This window comes from Xenorhabdus miraniensis (assembly GCF_002632615.1).
This window is the reverse complement of record NZ_NITZ01000039.1, coordinates 1-15,356: the sequence shown is the minus strand read 5'-3', so window position 1 is coordinate 15,356 and position 15,356 is coordinate 1. Positions and strand designations below refer to the sequence as shown.

Genomic DNA, 15,356 nt, shown 5'->3' with positions numbered 1-15,356 from the left:
ATGGCGCGGGCAAATAAGTCCTTTATGACGCCGGATATATGGTAGCAAACCGTATCGACTCAATGCTTGCACAACCGGGGGCGTCCATATATGGTTTTAAACTTCATCTGGTTATCAATGATTACGGTGAACTTTTGGCCGTGAAATTAACCGCAGGAAACAAGGATGATCGGCACCTTGTCAAGGCTTTAGCAAAAGGGTTATCGGGATGTTTATATGGCGATACCCGAGCATGACCATGCGACAAAACCTCTTGTAATCTGGCAAAAGTTCTATTTAGTCAAAAAATTTTATTGAAATAAAACCCAATGTATTAAATTAAAATTTTTCTTATTTAAATGCATAATAAAACCAGTTATTCCCTACATTAGATTAACAATTAATCAACTTTGCACAAACATACAATACACATAAAAAGAAGAGGTTTAACATTATAAAAAATGAACTACCCCCACTGTAAATGGTTTGTAAAAAACAGTGGTTATTTGAGTTTTTTAAAGGATATCCCATTCGATGAATAAAGAAACGAAAAAACCAAGGATAGCAATAGTCGGCCCCGGTAGTATTGGACTAGACTTAATGTATAAAATAAAAAAAATAACAAATTTGAAATTGCATTCGTTGTTGGAAGGAATAAGAATAGCGAAGGGATAAAAATAGCTCGAAACGAAGGTGTTGAGGTTTCATATGACGGGATTGAATTTATAAAGGAAAATATTGATTACTTTGATTTAGTATTTGATGCAACATCAGCTATTTCTCATAGCTATCACAACAAAACATTTTCAGAGCACAATAAATTTGCAATAGATTTAACCCCAGCAAAAATCGGCAAATTATGCGTCCCGGCAATTAATTTAAATGAAACTAAAAGCGCACAAAACATAAATTTAATCACTTGTGGAGGACAGTCCAGTTTACCTATAGCTTGGGCAATATCAAAATTTTCTCAATATATTGATTATATAGAAGTCGTATCTACTATTGCTGCCAAAAGTGCAGGTCTCGCTACAAGACAGAATATTGATGAATATATAACAACAACAGAGTGGGCATTAAAAAAATTCTCAGGTGCTAAAACAGTTAAAGCTATATTGAATATTAACCCCGCAAAACCAGAAATATATATGCAAACGACTTTATACGTAAAAGCAAAGTATGGTTGTTTTTCAAAAATAAGTGAAGAGGTAAAAAAAATAATAAAGTCTGTCCAATCTTATATCCCAGGCTATCAGTTGGAGTACGAACCAATAATTCGTAATGATGAAATCATAATTAATGTTAGTGTCAGAGGTAGTGGTGATTACTTACCATCTTATGCAGGTAATTTAGACATTATAAATTGTGCAGCTATTTCTGTTGCAGAATATAAGCTCAACCTAAAAAATGAGGTCTGCTTATGAAGATATTAATCAGTGACTCGACTTTACGCGATGGCAACCATGCTGTACGCCATCAGTTGACAACCGAACAGATAAAAGCATATGCAAGGAAAGCTGAAGAATCTCATTTAGATATAGTAGAAGTTGGTCATGGCAATGGCTTAGGGGCCTCATCAAGTTTACTTGGTCATTCTGCAGAATGTGATCTTGATATGTTAGCTGCAGCACGTAGTCAGCTAAAAAAAACACTTTTAGGAATTCATTTTATCCCTGGTTTTGGAAAATCATCTGACATAGATGATGCTGTATCGGTTGGAGTAGATGTTCTAAGAATTGCTAGTCATTGTACCGAAGCAAATACCACATTGCGATATATAGAACAGGGTAAGAGTAATAACAAACTGGTTTTTGGCGTCTTAATGATGTCCCACATGGCTACCACCGAAATTCTTATCGAACAGGCTTCTTTAATGGAAAAGTACGGAGCCGATGGGATTATTTTGATGGACAGTGCTGGGTATTATATTCCGACAATGGTCAAGGAAAGAATTAGGGCATTAGTTAACCATTTAAATGTACAGGTTGGTTTTCATGCTCATAATAATTTAGGCCTGGCTGTAGCAAACTCTTTAGCAGCAGCAGAAGAGGGAGCGTCTATTATCGATGCTTGTATTATGGGATTTGGCGCTGGAGCTGGTAATACACAGCTTGAAAATTTAATTGCTGTTTTGGAACGTTATCACTTTGATATAAACACCTCATTTGAAATAATTACTAAAACACTACCTGATGCAATTAAAATTATATCTCATGAAACTCCTTATATTAAATTTTCTAATATTGCAAGTGGATTATATGGGCTATTCTCAGGTTATGTACCCCATGTTCAACGTGCAGCAAAAGAATTTAACGTAAACGAATTTGATTTATATCGTTCTTTATCAGGGCGAAATTTAATTGCAGGTCAGGAAGATATAATCATAGAAGAGGCAATAAAACTCTCGAATATTAAATTTTAGTATCTATCTGAAAATTGAGTAAAGAGTATAATAATGACTATAGATTTTTCCCAACCAAAGTTAGTTCATTTGATGTTTGAGGAGCAAGCTCTTAAGACGCCACATAGGAATGCAGTAATACGTGGTAATGAGTCGATCTCTTATAGAGAATTAAATGAATTATCCAATAAATTGTCTCATCATCTACTAGCCTTAGGTGTTGAAAAAGGCGATAGTATTGGAATTTGTTTTTATCCTTGTATAAATACGTTGGTATGCATCCTTGCTATATTAAAAATTGGTGCGGCATATGTTCCTTTCGACCCCATGAATCCATCTGAAAGATTAGCTCTTATTAGCAATCAATTAGATAACTTAAGGTATATTATTACTAATTCCGAAACGTATGATTACTTTGGGTCAGATAAAAAACAAATCATATTGATAGATGATTTGTTTAGCCGTATTAAAAGTTGTTCTAATGAAAATCCGGCTATCAATGTGGATGAGGATAACATCTGTTATATTGTATTTACTTCAGGAACAACTGGTACACCTAAAGCTGTTACTGTAAAACATAGTGGTTGGGCGAATCTTTTAAATTGGTTTGAGAAAAAATACAAGTTAGATAGCGAATCTGTGAATGTACTAGTCAGTTCATTTGGCTTTGATATTTCTCAACGAAGCATGTTATCTTCACTTTATGTAGGTTCAACTCTTATTATTAGTGAGAGTAAACACTTTGATCCTATATTAATAGGTGAGTTGATTAATAAGCACCATGCAAAAACATTACATCTTGCACCAAGTTCTCTTTATTCTATTATTGAAGCTTGGGAGGATATTAATAGTTTGCCATCCTTACGCTATCTATTTATTGGAGGCGAGGCTCTCTCTGTTCCTCGAATTTCAAGTTGGGCTGAAAATGAAAACCGAATTTGCAATTTTATTCACCAATATGGTGTTGCAGAATGTACCGATGTAGCAATGTCATATACTATGAATAACTTTAGTTCTTACTTGAAGAATGGAATACCTTTAGGTGAACCGATATCTAACTGTAATATACATGTTTTAGACGAAGAACTAAATCCAGTTAATATTGGAGATATTGGTGAGTTGGTGATTACTGGAGATGGTATTGGTGCTGGTTACGTAAATAATAGTGAATTAAATTCAGAGAGATTTGTAAAAATTAAAATTCACTCAAAATTCGTCAATGCATATCGCACTGGAGATTTCGCAAGAATAAGGTGTGATGGAGAAATTATTTGCATTGGTAGAAAGGATAACCAGGTAAAGATAAGAGGTATCCTTACAAATTTATCAGATATTGAAAGTGTCGTGAAATCATGTAACAATGAAATTAAAGAAGCCATAGTTGTTCCATATCATGAAAATGAATCAGACATAAAATTGTGCATTTTTCTTTATACGGATATGGATGAATCATTAAGGCCGGAAATAAAAAAAATAAAAAATAGCATCATTAATAGATTACCAAAGCACATGTTTCCAAATAAATTTAAATGGATTGACTCATTTCCTTTGACTACAAATGGGAAAGTGAACAGAATCGCACTATCGAATTTAATAATTTGAAATTAAGACAACCTAACCAATGGAAAAATATAATGAATAGTAATAATTTTGCCTCAACAACTGGTCTAGCGAAAAATGCAGAAATTCCAGAAGATATTAAAGATGATATCATTAAATTTGAAAAATATGGTTTTATTGGACCAATAAAACTTTATGAACCGGAAGAGGCGGGAGAAATTCTACGAGCACTCAGATTGGCTAATCATGACCGTTCTCATATTTTGTATGACAACAATATGAATTATGATAGGCATTTTGATATTCCTGAGCTATCAAAACATATCATGCATCCAACAATTGTTAAATATTTAAAGGCTATTCTTGGTCCAGATCTTCTTTGCTGGCGTTCTGAATGGTTTGCAAAGTTCCCTGGTGCAACTGGAACCGAATGGCACCAAGTTCGTGACTATAGTTATACTGATGGTAATCCTCTAATTGTACCTACAGAAACTAGTTGGAACGCATTTATTGATTTAACGGTTTGGACTGCATTTACTCCAGCAAAAATCGAAACTGCTTGCATGCGATTTTTGCCAGGTTCTCATTATAAGTATTATTATGATGAGAAAAAGAATGTACAAACTGGTCGCTCAGGTGACTATAGCCATATGGAAACAGATACGGGTTTCTTTGGTTATGATTTTTCCGAGTTTAAGGTTGATCCCTCCTGGGACCCAGAAGGTGCTAACCCCGTCGATATGGAACTTAATGCAGGTGAATGCGTTATTTTTACAGCATCATGTGCTCATGCATCTCATCCTAATATTACTGACAGGGAAACTCGTTTGGCAATTTCTGGCCGATATGTACCTACACATGTCAGAGTTTATCCAAATCTAGATTCTTATAATGCTCACGGTGAAACGTTCAATCTTGAAAACTATGCAACAGTTTTAGTCAGTGGTGAGGATCGATACGAACACAATAAAATCAGAACTACTAATAATCGTGGCGCTAAATTTTAGATTAATAAAAGGTTAAATCATGAAAGATAAAATTAAAAAAATATATTCGGAAGAACTCAATTATCCAGAATTAACAGAGCAAGACGATTTTTATTATGTTGGAGGACACTCTTTAATTATGACTAAGATAAGAAAAAGATTTATATCAGAATTGAATTTAGATGTTCCGATGGATAGTTTATTCAGGTATTTGACAGTGGAAAGTTTATATAACCACATAAAATAATGCATGAAAATTGCGGCTTGTCATGCTCAACACACATGCAAGTTGCAATTTTTTTCTGGGTAGTATTCTATTTATAAATTAAATGTTATTTATTTGATTTGTTAACTTAGAGAGGTTTTATGGAAATATTTCTTTATACGCTTGGTGTAATGTATAGCCCTGGCCCTGTTAACTTTATGGGCATGAATGCAGGTCTAATAGGTCAATTTAAAAAAACAATTGGTTTTTTTATTGGTGTGGGTTGTGCAATGTTAACATTATTTATATTGTTGGGATATGCAGGAGAAGCTATTGTCTCTCATAAGTATCTTCCTTATATTTCGTTGCTTGGGGCTTTATATACATTTTACCTTTCATTTAAAATGGTGACATCTAATATACAGTTGAATAAAGGAGAGGGAAGCGCAGGATCTGATAGAACCCTCACGTTTTGGAATGGTTTTTTAATTCAAGCATTAAATCCCAAAGGTGTACTTGTAGTCTTACCTGTCACTACGGTTATGTATCCTGCTGCTCATGTTACAGGATCAATGATATTTTTAGTATCGGTATTGATTTCAATTGGTGGAGCAGGAGCACCTGGACTTTACTCATTCTTTGGAGCAGTTATTGGTAAACAGATAAAAAGTGATTCTTGGCTTAATCTTCTAAATAAAGTAATGGGTGCTCTGCTGGCTATTGTTGCCATTTTTATGGCATATGATTTTTTTGTCGGCGTTAACTTAATATAAGGTATGTGCATCATGTCCTCCATCTTTAAAAATTTCTTGGTTAATTGGGATGATATACCAAGAGAGAATGTTTCAGAATCTATAGAAAGACAAGTTATTCATGGTGACGAATTAACTATTGTTAAACTTTATATGAAATCCGGTGCTTGTGTTCAAACACACTCTCATCCAAATGAACAATTTACTTGGATATTAACTGGTCACATTCGGTTTCAGTATGGTGAAAATTTAGAGCATGTGGTTGATTTAAAGTTAGGTGATGTTTTACATTTACCTGCTAATATTCCACATAATGCAACATGTATTGAAGACACAATTGACTTCGATATTTTTACTCCTACACGTGAAGATTGGAAACTTCCAACAGGGAATTATTATTTTTCATCAACAAAGAATGGTTCCAAATAATGATGCAGAAAAAAAAATGGATTTCACATTTTGATGATGTTAAAAAAATTCGACTTCGAATTATTTGTTTTCCATTTGGAGGTGGAGGCGCTTCATCATATCGTTTGTGGCACGAACTCTTTGATTCCGATGTTGAAATTTGCCCAGTTCACTTACCTGGTCGAGAAAGTAGATATGGTGAAGAACCATGCTTAGATGCAGATATTTTAATCAGTGATTTATTACCAGAATTGTTACCATTACTTAATTGCCCTTCTATCTTTTTTGGATATAGCTTAGGTGCAGCATTAGCATATAAAACTATAGTAGAATGTTCAAAAATTGTCAGGGATAATAAAATTTTATCTCTAATATGTTGTGCTAGAACTCCTCCTAGCAAAAAAATTGATAATGAATCTCTTACTCATTTATCTGAGAAAGACTTCATTGAATATATTCTTTCTTTAGGAGGTGTTTCACGTACTACCTTTAATGATTCTGAAATTCGCGCAATGGCTTTAAAATTACTGCGTAGCGATTTTATTTTATCTTCAAGCATTATTGAGCCTGAAGATAAAATGGTAAATATCCCTATCTATGCTATTGGTGGGAATGCTGACCCTTCTGTTTCAATTGAAAAGTTGCAAGGATGGAAGAGATGTACAAGTGGTGAGTTTAAGTCTTTTATCTTGCCCGGGGGGCATTTCTTCATGAATGAAAACCCTATTGAATTTTATGGATTATTGAATGATATTGTTTCATTTGAAAAGGCAAAACTAAGTTAGATGTGGAGCTGAATATGATTTTGGTAAATTCTACTTTAACAATGATAACAGGAATTAGTTTTGTTCTTTTAATTCCTGGTCCAACTAATACATTGCTATTGGTTTCAGGGTTGAAAAATGGTGTTGTTAAAGCATCACCTTTAATTATTGCTGAGGTTTTTGGTTATATTACGGCAATCGGAATTTGGGGGATATCTCTATCTACTATCCCTAAAGGTGTGCATTGGATTCCAGAAATCATTAAGGTTTTATGTTCATTTTATATATTTTATTTGGCAACTAAGGTATGGTCATATGGTCGGACTTCATATTATGAACATAAAATCTCATTCCTACAGATGGTCTTAGCTTCAGCGCTAAATCCAAAAGCTATTTTGTTTGTTAGTTTATTTATACCGAAATACTCATTTGATAGTATAAATGAATTCGCTTTTTTCATATTGCTATTTATCATGATTGTGATTCCTATCGGTTTCTTATGGATTTCATTAGGTGGGGCTATAAGGAAACAATCATCTAAAAATTTATTGTTCATAATATATAGAATCGCTTCTGTTATTCTTATGGTGTTCAGTTGTATTTTGTTTTTATCTTTATTGGAGTAATGATTCTAAAGCGCCCTGTCAAAAAAAGGGCGCAAATTAATTTATTTAAATATACTTCGCTTTATTTAAATTTTTCCAATGTGACGGTGTTATTCCAAATGTTTTTGTGAAATGTTTTGCCATATGACTTTGATCGAAGAAGCCAGCGATCAATGCAGCATCAGTAATGGACTCTCCAACAATTAGACAGGATTTTACTACATCTAACCTTCGCATTGTCATATATCTATGAGGACTGGTTCCGAATAGTAACCTGAAATCTCTCGAAAGACTCCAGCGATCACGATTTGTGTTGCGTTCAAGTTCATCTAATGTTACATTTTTATCTAAATTTGAATGAATATACTCTCTTGCTCTTTCCGCAGCGAAATAATCAAAATTTCTCTTTCTATTTAAAGGAGTTCCACTTGATTCAACTAATGAGATAACCAAATCATAAAGAGCATCATCTTCCTCCATGGGATCTATTTTGAAATCCATATTTTGTAGTAATGCGTGTGTTGCTCTAAAAATATTAGGATCTTTGGTTATTCCATTTTTTATAAATGGCAATGGCTTTCCCTTTATTATTTCTTGTATCATTGATGGTTCGATATATACCATTTGATAATGGAAACCAGCACTCGTCCCAGCCTCGCCATCATGAATTTCATCAGGATGTAATACAATAGTGTTACCTGGAAGGCTGTGTTGCATGCGCCCACGATAGTGAAAACTTTGGACCCCAAACAAGGTTTTTCCAATTGCATAGGTGTCGTGTCTGTGAGGGGAATAGGCATGATTTAAAAAATAAGCTTCTATTCTTTCGACTTTCCTAGTCTCGGGTGACCTGTATACCCAATCTCGTGATGTAGCCAATCCATGCATATTAACTCCATATGACAGTTATATTGTAAAATAATTAAAGAAACCACTATTTTTAATAAACCCCTATTCGAATTACAATACCCTATATGGAGTAATGATCGGGTAGTTAAGAAGTGAATTGGTTACGGGAACGTCACGCTCAGTGGTATACGTTGCGCAACATAGCGGTTGTGGATTTTGGTGTGAAAAGCAAGTAAACTACTATAGGGAACAGTACAGGCGGGTTTAATCCCCCGTTTGGCATGGTGATAAACAAAACTCGATTCATACCCTGCGCCATAACGGCGTAAATCCCGCCGTCCCAGCCCGTCAACCAGCGCAACTAACACCACCATCACAAACAGCGGAACGGATAACACCAGAATGGCTAACCGGATTAACGTCACCATCGTGATAAACACGGTTGCCAGCCCATATTCCCGCAAATAACCCGATACCTCCTGTAATACCGTATTGAATTCTCGCATGAAATCATTACGGCTATTGAGCTGATAGCGTTGCTGCCCCTGTATCCAGGGCATAAAACCACTGTCGACAAAAATCCATTGATACGCCTGCGCCAGACCGTCAGAGACCGTTTGGGTAGGTTCTGACAACAGCAGGCTCTGGGTAAATTCCGTGGATAAAAATTGCAGCTCCGTTTTCATCATGTTCTGACTGTGAGAGGCGCCCTGTTCCGGCCAAACAAAAGTCATGCCGAGGTATTCCAGTAACAGACTGAATAGCCACGACATAACAACAAACCCAATAAGCTGCCACGGCCATTCCCATAGTACACGATACAGTAATCCATGCTTGCGGGGCGGTTGGGAAGCGGGGCGGGATTGATTTTCTGACTGTGCTATGACGTGAAATTACCCCTTCTCTTCCCACCAGTTTTCACGGGTGCGGTAGTGCCGCCGCATATGCTCGGCGATTTTCTGCAAATTGGCCGGCATCAGGGCATCATCGTCATCCCCGGTTGGCAACGGCATGCGAATTTTCCACAACTGCCCGCCCTCCAAGAGTGCAAACGCCTGCCCTTTCGGTAAGTTAATCATTTCAGCCGGCGTCACCAGCGGTGTTTTGACTGTGCCGACCCGGTCCTGCGTGGACGAGGTAAAATCCTGTCCCTGTTCGACATCGGCAATATCGGAATGCCCGGAGACCAGTGTCTTACTGTAGATTTCCACTTCGGGCAATTGGCTGGTGAGCAACTCTGCCGTCCGGTTATCCCGTACCCGCAGCATAATCAGGGTATTGAAGTTACCTATCACCTGTGCGGTTTTGGCCGGGCTGCCGATACGGGCTTCGATATCGGAGGAGGTTTGGGTATAGGCCGTCACCTGCATGCCCGCGCCGCCACCTTTATTGATCAGCGGGATAAATTCATCCCCCATCAGCTCGTTGAATTCGTCACAGTGCAGGTTAATCGCGAGCTCCCCGTCATGGCGAACCGGCAATCCGGCATTCATGCCGTATTTATAAATCTGCCCGGCCACACTGACCAAATCGGCAAACATGCTGTTGCCTACTGCTGAAGCCACATCACTGTCAGATAACGCATCCAGCCCGATATAAACAATCCCGTTCTTACGGATCACCTGCTCCCAGTCGAAAATCGGGCGTAAATCGGCCATATTGAGATAATCCGGTGATAACAGTTCTGAAATTTTGCCGGTGGTCAGTTTTTCCAATAAAGGCAGCAGGGAGACGACAATTTTATCAAAATAGGTACGGTCATAACGCACGGCAGAACGTAATCCATCCAGGATCGGGTCATAGAGTTGCTTGCCTGCGTCTGAACTCAGCGTCACTTCTATCGCCCAGAGCCGGAACGCATCCGGCTGTCCCTGCATATTGCGCGGGATGTCTTTTTCTTTCAGTTTACCGAGATATTGATTGATTTGTTCCAGCAGGGCGGGCTGCCGGTCTGCCATCACTTTGGTGGCATACAACTGATACAGTTCACTGATATTATTAACATAACGCGTGATCAGCGTGTAATCCGTATTACACCAATATAGTAATGTCACTTTTTAGCAATTTAGAAATGTCACTTTTTGAGGCATAAAGGATAAAACCTTTTGTTTCGATAAGGACATTCGGATGTTAGTGACTATGTCGGATAAAGAATTAAGTAGGATCAATGTTATTCAAGCTGTTTGTGAAAAACGATTACGACGCCGCGACGCCGCATCTCAACTCAATTTGACCGAGCGACAGATACAACGGCTTGTTAACCGGTATCGCGAATTGGGTATTTCAGGGCTGGCTCATGCACAGCGTGGAAAACAAGGCAATCACTGCTTTCCTGACGCTTTTAAACTTCGTGTTATGGCGCTACTTCATCAGAATTACAGTGATTTTGGACCAACACTCGCAGCCGAAAAACTTCATGAAAAATATAATATTATTGTTTCTGTTGAAACCATCAGAAAATGGATGATTGCCGATGGTCTCTGGGTCCCTTATGTTCGGCGAAAACCTCGTGTTTATCAGCCTCGTAGTCGTCGTGATTGCCTTGGAGAACTGATCCAGCTAGACGGCTCTCACCATGATTGGTTTGAAGGTCGAGCGCCAAAATGTTGCTTACTGGTGTTTGTTGATGATGCGACTGGGCGCTTAATGCACCTGCGCTTTGGTGAGACAGAATCAGCCTTTGATTATATGTTGGCAACGCGGGAATACATTGAAAAGCATGGAAAACCTCTGGCATTCTACAGTGATAAACACGGTGTTTTTCGCGTTAATCATCCAAACGGCGCCATAACAGGGAACCGCTGTACGGGGTTGATTCGGGCAGCGGAGCCGCCCGGTGAGGGGCGTATAATTCCCTTACATTATGTTGAGTGGGCTTTGGGCGGCCGGCACATTGTTAACGGGGACACGATGGCTCAGGCCGGCCATTGCCCACGTACCCCCGCAGACACCGAGGCTGACGGGCAGTCCGGCCACGGTCTGCCCCCACTCCGATCCCAGCAGACTCAACGGGGACTGTCAGGCTGTCCGGTGTTCTGAGGGTTCGTTCGATGTTAAGCTCTCCGCTGGCACGGCCTGAGCAGCTTTCTGATGCGACGATGTTGCTATTTTCTGAGAGTCACGCTCTGCCGGATGTGTCTGGCTGTGCACCTGTTTGAGCTGTTTGATGGCGACCCGCGTATAGATCTGTGTCGTATTGAGCTTCTCATGTCCCAGCATCGCCTGGATATGGCGGATATCTGCCCCGTTGTCCAGCATTTGCGTAGCCATTGAGTGCCGGAACAGGTGACATACGCCCGGTTTGTCAAGCTGTGCCTGCTCCCGGATGGCTTCTGCGGCGATTTGCGTCAACATCCCCGGACTAATGGGTTTGCCCCATTTCGTGATGAACAAGTGTCCGCTGTCGTAACGGATTGTTAACTGTGACCGCGCATTCGCAAGATAACGTTCCAGCCAGCCCAGCGCCCGCTCCCCGATGGGAATAACCCTGTCTTTGTGGCCTTTACCCTGCCGCACCATCACGGCACCCCGTCCGAAGTCGATATCGTTCAGCCGCAGATGGCGCAGCTCCCCGCGCCGGATGCCACTGCTCCAGAGGATTTCCAGTATTGCCCGGTTACGCAAGCCCAGCGGCGTCTGCGTATCCAGACTTTCCAGCACCTGCTCCGTTTCACTTTCGCTTAAAACCTGTGCGGGCAGGCGTTTCTCTTCTTTGGGTAATACCAGTAATTCCGCCGGATTGTAGAGAATGTGATGGCGCTGTAATAAGTGGCGGAACCATAGCCGCAATGTGCTCAACCGCTCGCGCTGGCTGTTATTGCTGTAAAGTTGCCCATCCGGTTTACGGTAACTGCGCAGATAACGCTGCCAGCTCTCCAGCAGGGGCAGGGAGACCTGTGGGGCATAGTGAACTGCCCGCTGTTCGCACCATTCGATGAAGGGGCGCAGTTGAGCACGATAGGTTTCCAGTGTTTTGGGGCTGCTTCCCTGCAATGCCCGGACGTCCAGCCAGGCTTCCAGTTGCTGGCTCAGTGTCATAAGCGTGCTGTCGTGTGAGGTCGTCATTCGGATTTTCCTTTCAGTCGTGGGCGTTATCCAGCAGTACGGTATGAGAGGGGGTTTTATTGTGTTGCCGGAACAGTGATTTTTCGTTTTGTCAGACTTGCGGGTGCTTAACCCTGTCTGGTTGGGGCTTTAGGGCTGTTTTGACTGTCCAGACTTGGCCCCGACTTGGGGCAGACTTGGTATAGACTTACATCCGTTCTGCCCAGACTTGCGAGGATCATACAGGGACGATCAGGCCGCTTAAGTATGCACTGTCGCCGTCACCATCCCAGAGCAGTTCGTATTGCAACAGATGCCCGCGACTGCCGCCGTGGATCAGCAGATACTCCATGTCACTCAGGCGCTGGCAATGCAGCTTAAGTTGGCTATCGCTCCAGTTCGTGTAAGCACGGATATCCCGCCGGGTAAAGCGAACTTCCCGTAACGTTTGCTGCCCGGTCTCTGCCATGTCGTTCGCCATCTGCTGGATCAGCAATAACAGTTTGCGTGTCTGCGGCGGCATCTCGTCCAGCGTCCGGCCTAAGATCTCATGCGCCAACTGATTAGCGAGCCGGATATCATCTTGGGTCACTTCGATATATTCCAACGTTTTCCCGCGATGTTCCGCTGTTTTGATTTCCCGCTGATACTGGTGCAACAGGGCAATACTCTGGATCAGGGTGAGATATTTCATGTGGTCACGGCGGGTACGGGTTTTGTCTGACATAAAGGTCAGTTGGTGCGCATACGGATTCACCACATTCAGTGGTTTCAGCAACCGCTGGGCGTTCTGGTGAAGCTGGGTCAGGTAATCGCGCTCGTTCTCAGCCAGTAAGCCTTCAAGTGTCTGCTTCTGGCGTTGTAAGGCATGGATCGCTTCGGTTTGTTCGCGCGACTCGTTCACCGCCAGCACCAGACAACGGTTCAGCAGTTCTTCATCCACATCGATAGCCGTCGTGGTGAGCATCAGCATTACCGGGCCTTTCACGGTGTAACTTTTGGTCACGAGGTTTCCGGTCGCTTCATCCTTGCCCGTGCTCGCCATTGTCAGCTCGCCGTCTGACTGCAACAGCTTGAGCGCATAGGCGGCCTGCCGCACCCCTTCTTCTTCGGCAATAGCTAATATCTTGTGCTGGAGATTGGTTTCACCCAGATAGAACAGGCTTTGCCCGGTCATGGCGCTGTACTGGATACGCTCTTCTTCCGGCATCAGGTTCAGTACGGCATCCATCAGCGAAGATTTTCCGGCGGCGCTGCTGCTCTGGATCAGGACGGCTAAGGGTTTGGGCAGTTTGCGGCTCACTGCCGCCAAAAAGCCTGCCAGTAAGTTAGTGGATTCACCGACAACCCCACAGGCCGCTAGATCAGCGGTAATACGCACCGTCAGAGTCGGATCTTGCAGCAAGGCCAGTGCTGCTGCCTGTTCGGTGTCGCTCATTTTCGGTGCGTTGACGACGGAGGCCGCGCCGCCCTGCTGCTGCCACTGCTCGACCGCCAGTAACACCTGACTCAGTGCCCGCCGGAGGTCACCTTCGGTCAAGCCCAGCTCAGCGGCGGCCATGCGGGCGTAACTGTTGCGTGAACGCCCGCTCATCAGATCAACCCCGTCGGCGAACAACACGCCGCTTTGCGTGTCCAGTACCTGTGCATTGATCTTCATGGCGACCGATCCCGCTTTCACCGCGCCCAGCCCACGCAGACACCATTGCAGTGTCCCGACTGAGATAAGCAGCTCGCCATGATCACCGGACTCACACACCACATTCGGCGTCACGCTGGGCGCGGGTTCAGCGGCTAAAGGGGAAGCGGGTTCTGGCGCGGTATCCGGCTCAGGTGTCTGGCGCTCAAGTGCCACCATATCTGCGGCATCCTGCATCGGTACGGCACTCTCAAGCAGCAGGGCAAAGGCAGCTTCTGGCTCAGCAACCTGACACAGATAGCTATTGGCATCCATGCCCGGCGGGAACACCACACGCAGCGGCGTGATCCCTTTGGCAACCAGCGCTGCCGCCAGTTTCACGGCCGCATCATTGCCTGCCGTATCATTATCAAAGGCGATCAGCACCTGCTTAATGCCGTGCTGCTCAAAGACCTGCCAGTGATCAGCTGTGACGCCATGCACACCATAGGCCGCCGTGACATTTCTCTGCCCCGTCACCCAGAACGACATCGCATCGATCAATGATTCACACAGGATCAGCGTCTTGGACACCCCCAGCGCCGCGGCATTCCAGACCCCTTGATGGGTGCCCGGCAGGTACAGATGGCGGACAACCGACGCCCGCAGATCATCACTGATCATGCGTCCATACAGTTCGTGGATTTGCCCCTGCGCATCCATCACCGGCACAACCAGCGAACCGCGCAGGTGCTCCCGCCCGTTCTCCCGCAGCACGCCAACCGCTTGCAGACGGCGGCGGATCTCCGCCCCGGCCTTTTGCTTACTGGGCGGCAGGCGGTAAGCCAGTGTTCGGTTGGCAAAACCCAGTTTAAAATGACTGACCAGCTCAGGATGATTGAGCCGCCGTTTGGACAGATACGCTTGCGCTTCCGTCGCATTCAGCAACGTATGGTGACAGTAAGAATACCCATTAATTCTTTTGCTCATTCGCGAACCGATTCCCTATCATCCACATTACCCGCAGTGACTTTCAGTGCCAGAATTTCGCCCTGATGGTTAACAATCAAATGTAATTTGAAACCGTAAAACCATATATGGACGCCCCCGGTTGTGCAAGCATTGAGTCGATACGGTTTGCTACCATATATCCGGCGTCATAAAGGACTTATTTGCCCGCGCCAT

Annotated in this window: 13 protein-coding genes and 4 pseudogenes; 11 read left to right on the top strand and 6 right to left on the bottom strand. The window is 42.5% G+C overall.

The features are described from left to right. Positions 1-86: 86 nt before the first annotated feature. The 10 genes and pseudogenes from Xmir_RS20735 to Xmir_RS20690 form a co-directional block, all read left to right on the top strand. Positions 87-224: pseudogene (locus tag Xmir_RS20735) on the top strand (transposase); the annotation flags it as partial. Positions 225-611: 387 nt separating this feature from the next. Beyond that, positions 612-1,403: an acetaldehyde dehydrogenase (acetylating) gene (locus Xmir_RS20730; protein ID WP_208620465.1), complete on the top strand. Its 792-nt coding sequence runs from the start codon at positions 612-614 to the stop codon at positions 1,401-1,403. After that, positions 1,400-2,401 (top strand): 4-hydroxy-2-oxovalerate aldolase, encoded by a 1,002-nt coding sequence (gene dmpG, locus Xmir_RS20725; RefSeq protein ID WP_099115917.1) that lies wholly within the window; start codon positions 1,400-1,402, stop codon positions 2,399-2,401. Before Xmir_RS20730 ends, dmpG begins: the two co-directional genes overlap by 4 nt. A 33-nt stretch (positions 2,402-2,434) precedes the next feature. Then, positions 2,435-3,982, top strand: a complete 1,548-nt coding sequence (locus Xmir_RS20720) for an amino acid adenylation domain-containing protein (protein WP_099115916.1) — start codon at positions 2,435-2,437, stop codon at positions 3,980-3,982. 32 nt (positions 3,983-4,014) lie between these two features. Further along, complete coding sequence (locus Xmir_RS20715) at positions 4,015-4,947, top strand: chlorinating enzyme (protein ID WP_099115915.1); 933 nt, start codon at positions 4,015-4,017, stop codon at positions 4,945-4,947. 19 nt (positions 4,948-4,966) lie between these two features. Further along, positions 4,967-5,173 carry a phosphopantetheine-binding protein gene (locus tag Xmir_RS20710; protein ID WP_099115914.1) on the top strand — a complete coding sequence of 69 codons (207 nt, stop codon included), beginning with the start codon at positions 4,967-4,969 and terminating at the stop codon, positions 5,171-5,173. Positions 5,174-5,292: 119 nt separating this feature from the next. After that, complete coding sequence (locus Xmir_RS20705; protein ID WP_099115913.1) at positions 5,293-5,904, top strand: LysE family translocator; 612 nt, start codon at positions 5,293-5,295, stop codon at positions 5,902-5,904. Positions 5,905-5,916: 12 nt separating this feature from the next. Beyond that, positions 5,917-6,312, top strand: a complete 396-nt coding sequence (locus Xmir_RS20700; RefSeq protein ID WP_099115912.1) for a cupin domain-containing protein — start codon at positions 5,917-5,919, stop codon at positions 6,310-6,312. Further along, positions 6,312-7,076 (top strand): thioesterase II family protein, encoded by a 765-nt coding sequence (locus Xmir_RS20695; RefSeq protein WP_099115911.1) that lies wholly within the window; start codon positions 6,312-6,314, stop codon positions 7,074-7,076. The genes Xmir_RS20700 and Xmir_RS20695 overlap by 1 nt, the downstream gene beginning before the upstream one ends. A gap of 14 nt (positions 7,077-7,090) precedes the next feature. Further along, the gene (locus tag Xmir_RS20690; RefSeq protein WP_099115910.1) at positions 7,091-7,681 is read left to right on the top strand and encodes a LysE family translocator; all 591 of its coding nucleotides are present in this window, start codon (positions 7,091-7,093) and stop codon (positions 7,679-7,681) included. Positions 7,682-7,726: 45 nt separating this feature from the next. Here the strand turns inward: Xmir_RS20690 and Xmir_RS20685 are convergent, their stop codons facing one another. The 3 genes and pseudogenes from Xmir_RS20685 to traD all read right to left on the bottom strand — a co-directional run. Further along, positions 7,727-8,548 carry an AraC family transcriptional regulator gene (locus Xmir_RS20685; protein ID WP_099115909.1) on the bottom strand — a complete coding sequence of 274 codons (822 nt, stop codon included), beginning with the start codon at positions 8,546-8,548 and terminating at the stop codon, positions 7,727-7,729. A 122-nt stretch (positions 8,549-8,670) separates the two neighbouring features. Continuing rightward, positions 8,671-9,393, bottom strand: coding sequence for a TIGR03747 family integrating conjugative element membrane protein (locus Xmir_RS20680; RefSeq protein WP_099115908.1), 723 nt, complete (start codon positions 9,391-9,393; stop codon positions 8,671-8,673). A 9-nt stretch (positions 9,394-9,402) separates the two neighbouring features. Then, positions 9,403-10,536 (bottom strand): annotated as a pseudogene (gene traD / locus Xmir_RS20675) (conjugative transfer system coupling protein TraD); the annotation flags it as partial. Positions 10,537-10,648: 112 nt separating this feature from the next. Here traD and Xmir_RS20670 point away from each other — a divergent pair. Next, positions 10,649-11,326 (top strand): annotated as a pseudogene (locus tag Xmir_RS20670) (ISNCY family transposase); the annotation flags it as partial. A 201-nt stretch (positions 11,327-11,527) separates the two neighbouring features. Here Xmir_RS20670 and xerC read toward each other — a convergent pair. The 3 genes and pseudogenes from xerC to Xmir_RS20650 form a co-directional block, all read right to left on the bottom strand. Beyond that, complete coding sequence (gene xerC / locus Xmir_RS20660; RefSeq protein ID WP_099115907.1) at positions 11,528-12,574, bottom strand: site-specific tyrosine recombinase XerC; 1,047 nt, start codon at positions 12,572-12,574, stop codon at positions 11,528-11,530. Between the two features lie 217 nt (positions 12,575-12,791). After that, positions 12,792-15,161 (bottom strand): toprim domain-containing protein, encoded by a 2,370-nt coding sequence (locus Xmir_RS20655; protein ID WP_099115906.1) that lies wholly within the window; start codon positions 15,159-15,161, stop codon positions 12,792-12,794. Beyond that, positions 15,161-15,265 (bottom strand): annotated as a pseudogene (locus Xmir_RS20650) (transposase); the annotation flags it as partial. The pseudogene Xmir_RS20650 and the gene Xmir_RS20655, both read right to left, overlap by 1 nt. Between the last annotated feature and the right edge of the window lie 91 nt (positions 15,266-15,356).